This is a genomic window from Streptomyces sp. NPDC050619 (genome assembly GCF_040654815.1).
In the GTDB taxonomy this organism is placed as follows: Bacteria; Actinomycetota; Actinomycetes; order Streptomycetales; family Streptomycetaceae; genus Streptomyces.
On the sequence record NZ_JBFAIR010000104.1, the window covers coordinates 1 to 3,878 of the forward strand.

The 3,878-nt window shown below is 68.0% G+C and carries 1 protein-coding gene; it reads left to right on the forward strand.

Going from position 1 to position 3,878, the window contains the following annotated elements; genetic code table 11:
• A partial coding sequence (locus AB0I77_RS53170) for a type I polyketide synthase (protein ID WP_363290268.1) occupies positions 1-3,878 on the forward strand: 3,878 nt, incomplete at both ends.

A 3,878-nucleotide genomic window follows, 5' to 3' on the forward strand; every position in this document is an offset into this window, starting at 1 on the left:
CTGGGTGTGGCGGCGGTGGGGCGTTCGCTGGCGGTGTCGCGTGCCCGGTTCGAGCATCGTGCGGTGGTGGTGGGGGAGAGCCGTGGTGAACTCCTCGACGCGCTCAAGGGGTTGGCGTCCGGTGGGTCCGCTGCTGTTTCTGGTGGCAAGTTGGCGTTTTTGTTTTCGGGGCAGGGGAGTCAGCGGTTGGGGATGGGTCGGGAGTTGTATGGGAGTGAGCCGGTGTTTGCGGCTGCTTTCGATGAGGTGTGTGCGGCTCTTGATGTGTATTTGGATTGTTCGCTGGCTTCGGTGATTTCGGGTGAGGCGGGTCCGGAGTTGTTGGGTCGGACGGGGTTTACGCAGCCTGCGTTGTTTGCGGTTGAGGTGGCGTTGTTCCGGTTGGTGTCGCATTACGGTGTTGTTCCGGATTATGTGGTGGGGCATTCGGTGGGTGAGATTGCGGCGGCGCATGTGGCGGGTGTGTTGTCGTTGGGGGATGCGGCGCGGTTGGTGTGTGCGCGGGCGCGGTTGATGGAGGCGTTGCCCGCGGGTGGTGCGATGGCTGCTGTGGGTGCTGGTGAGGGTCGGGTTGTGGGGTGGCTTGAGGGTCGTGTGGGTGTGGGTGTGGCGGGGGTGAACAGTCCGTCGGGGACGGTGGTGTCGGGTGATGAGGCTGGGGTTGTTGAGGTGGTGGAGGTGGCGCGGGCGGCGGGGGTGAAGGCGACGCGTCTGGCGGTGAGTCATGCGTTTCATTCGGCTCGGTTGGACGGGATGCTGGATGAGTTGACGGATGTGGCGGGTGAGTTGACTTTTCATGTGCCGCGTATTCCGGTGGTGTCGAATGTGACGGGTGGGTTGGTGGGGGAGTTCACCGCGGAGTATTGGGCGGTGCAGGCGCGTTCGGCGGTGCGGTTTGCTGATGGGGTGGCGACGCTGCGGGGTTTGGGGGTGTCGGCGTTTGTGGAGCTGGGTCCGGATGCGACGTTGTCGGGTCTGGTGCGTGAATGCCTCGCCGGCGAGGCTGGTTCTGGGGGGCCGGCTGGGTCGGTTGTGGTGGTGCCGGTGTTGCGGCGTAAGCAGTCTGAGCGGCGGGCGTTCTTGTCGGCTCTGGCGGGTGTGTATGTCCATGGGGTGGAGGTGGACTGGGCGAAGTTCTATCCGCCTGGCACGGCCGTGGTGGATCTGCCCACGTATGCCTTCCAGCGTGAGCGTTTCTGGCTGGATGTGCCGCGGTCTGGTGATGCGGCGGGTTTGGGGCTTGGGGCTGCTGATCATCCGTTGTTGGCGGCGGTGATTGCGGACCCGGGTGGGGATGGTGTGCAGTTCACGGCGTCGGTGTCGCTCGCGACGCATCCGTGGCTGGCCGATCATGCGATCGGTGAGACGGTTCTGGTTCCGGGTACGGCGTTCCTGGAGCTGGCCGGCCATGCCGGTGAGTATCTGGGTTGTGCCGTGGTGGAGGAGCTGACGCTTCAGGCGCCGTTGGTGCTGCCGGAGAGGTCGGGCATTCAGCTGCGGCTGACGGTGGATGCCGCCGATGAGCGTGGTGAGCGTCGGTTCACTGTGTACTCGCGCGGCGTGGAGGAGGAGTGGACGGCCCATGCTGCCGGTCTGCTCGGGGTGTCGGCGTCCTCTGCGGGGGTGGCGCTGGAGCAGTGGCCGCCGGCGGGCGGTGTGCCTGTCGATCTGGCTGGTGTCTACGAGCGGTTGGCTGATCTGGGGTATGGCTACGGTCCGGCCTTCCAGGGACTGCGTGCCGCTTGGCGTGCTGGTGATGACCTGTTCGCCGAGGTGGAGCTGCCCGAGCCGATGCATGCGGACGCCGCTCGCTTCGGCATCCACCCGGCCCTCCTCGACGCCACCCTCCACCCGCTCCTTCTGGACGTGGAGGCCGGCCCGCGGCGCGTGCCGTTCGAGTTCACCGGTGTCGCTCTGCACCGGGTCGGCGCTACCTCCCTCCGGGTGCGCGTCAAGCAGCTCGGGGAGAACTCCGTAGCACTCGACCTCGCCGACAGCACAGGCGCCCCCGTCGCGACGATCGGCCGGCTCGACGTGCGCGCCGAGGCGGCGTCCGTCCACGCACCGGTGCCGTACCAGGTCAACTGGACCCAGGTACAGCGCAGTCCGGGCGATCTGCCTGCCGTGGTGGAGTTGCCCCTCGGGCCCGATGGCCGTGCCGATCTGACGGCTGAGGGCGCGAACCCGGTGCCCGCACAGCTCGTCGCCGTACTCCCGGTCCTTGAAGACGTGAACCCCCAGGCCGCTCACGCGACCGCCCAGTCGGTGCTCGCTCTGGCGCAGGACTGGCTCGCCAGTGAGCGGTACGCCGACAGCGAGCTCGTCGTCGTCACACAGGGCGCGGTGGCCGCCAAGCCCGGCGAGGAGGTACGCGACCTGAGCCAGAGCCCGGTCTGGGGCCTTGTCAGGTCGGCCAGGTCGGAGAACCCCGGACGATTCCGCCTCGTCGACCTCGATGAGGCCGGGTTGGGGTCGTTGCCTGTGGTGTTGGCTTCGGGTGAGCCGGAAGTGGCGGTGCGTGGTGGGGAGTTGTTCGTGCCGCGGCTGGCGCGTGCGGCGTCTGCGTCTGTTTCCGGGGCGGTGGGTCTGGATCCGGAGGGGACGGTGTTGGTGACGGGTGCTCTGGGGACGTTGGGTCGTTTGGTGGCGCGGCGTTTGGTGACGCATCACGGTGCTCGTCATTTGTTGTTGGTGAGTCGTCGTGGTGGGGCTGCTGAGGGTGCGGCGGAGTTTGTGGCGGAGTTGGCGGGGTTGGGTGCTGATGCGTCGCTGGCGGCTTGTGATGTCGCTGATTTCGATGCGTTGGCGGGTGTGTTGGATGCGGTGGCGGTGGAGCGTCCGCTCACGGCTGTGGTGCATGTGGCGGGGGTGCTGGATGACGCGACGGTGCAGTCGTTGACGGAGGGGCATCTGGAGCGGGTGTTGCGTCCGAAGGTGGACGCGGCCTGGAATCTCCATCGGCTGACGTGGCATCACAAGCTCTCCGCGTTCGTGGTGTTCTCTTCGGTCGCGGGTCTGGTCGGGAATGCGGGGCAGGGCAATTACGCGGCGGCGAACACCTTCCTCGACGCCCTGGCTCAGCACCGTCGTGCCCGGGGCCTGCCCGCCACCTCCCTCGCCTGGGGGCTGTGGGCCGAGGACGGCATGGCAGGCTCGCTGGACGCGGCCGACCTCGAACGCATCAGCCGATCCGGCATCGCGCCGCTCAGCAACGAGGACGGCCTGGCACTGTTCGATGCTGCCCTCGGGTCGACGGAGCCGCTGCTCGTCCCCGCCGCGCTCGACCTGGCCGCCGTACGCCGCATGCCGAACGTCCCGGGCCTCTTCCATGGACTGGTCCGCCAGTCCGTCCGGCGCACCGGCGCCGGCGAGGGCTCCGGCACACTGGCGAACCGCCTCGCGGGGCTGTCCGACGGGGACCGGGCCCGTGCGCTCCTCGACCTGGTCCGCGCCGAGGTCGCCCTGGTCCTCGGGCACAGCTCGGCGGACACGGTCGCACCCGACCGCGCCTTCAAGGAGCTGGGTTTCGATTCGCTGACGGCGGTGGAGTTGCGTAATCGGCTGAATGCCGCGACCGGTCTGCGGCTGCCCACCACCCTCGTCTTCGACTATCCGAACCCGGGTGTGCTCGCGGAGCACTTGGCGGCGGAGACCTCGCACTCGGCCGCGGCCCCGCGCGCCCGGGCCGTCACCGTCGTCTCCACCGATGAGCCGATTGCGGTGGTGGGGATGGGGTGTCGTTATCCGGGTGGGGTGGTGTCGCCGGAGGGTTTGTGGCGGCTTGTGGTGGAGGGTCGGGATGCGGTGGGTGGTTTTCCGACTGATCGTGGTTGGGATGTGGAGGGTCTTTATGATCCGGATCCGGATCGGTTGGGGAA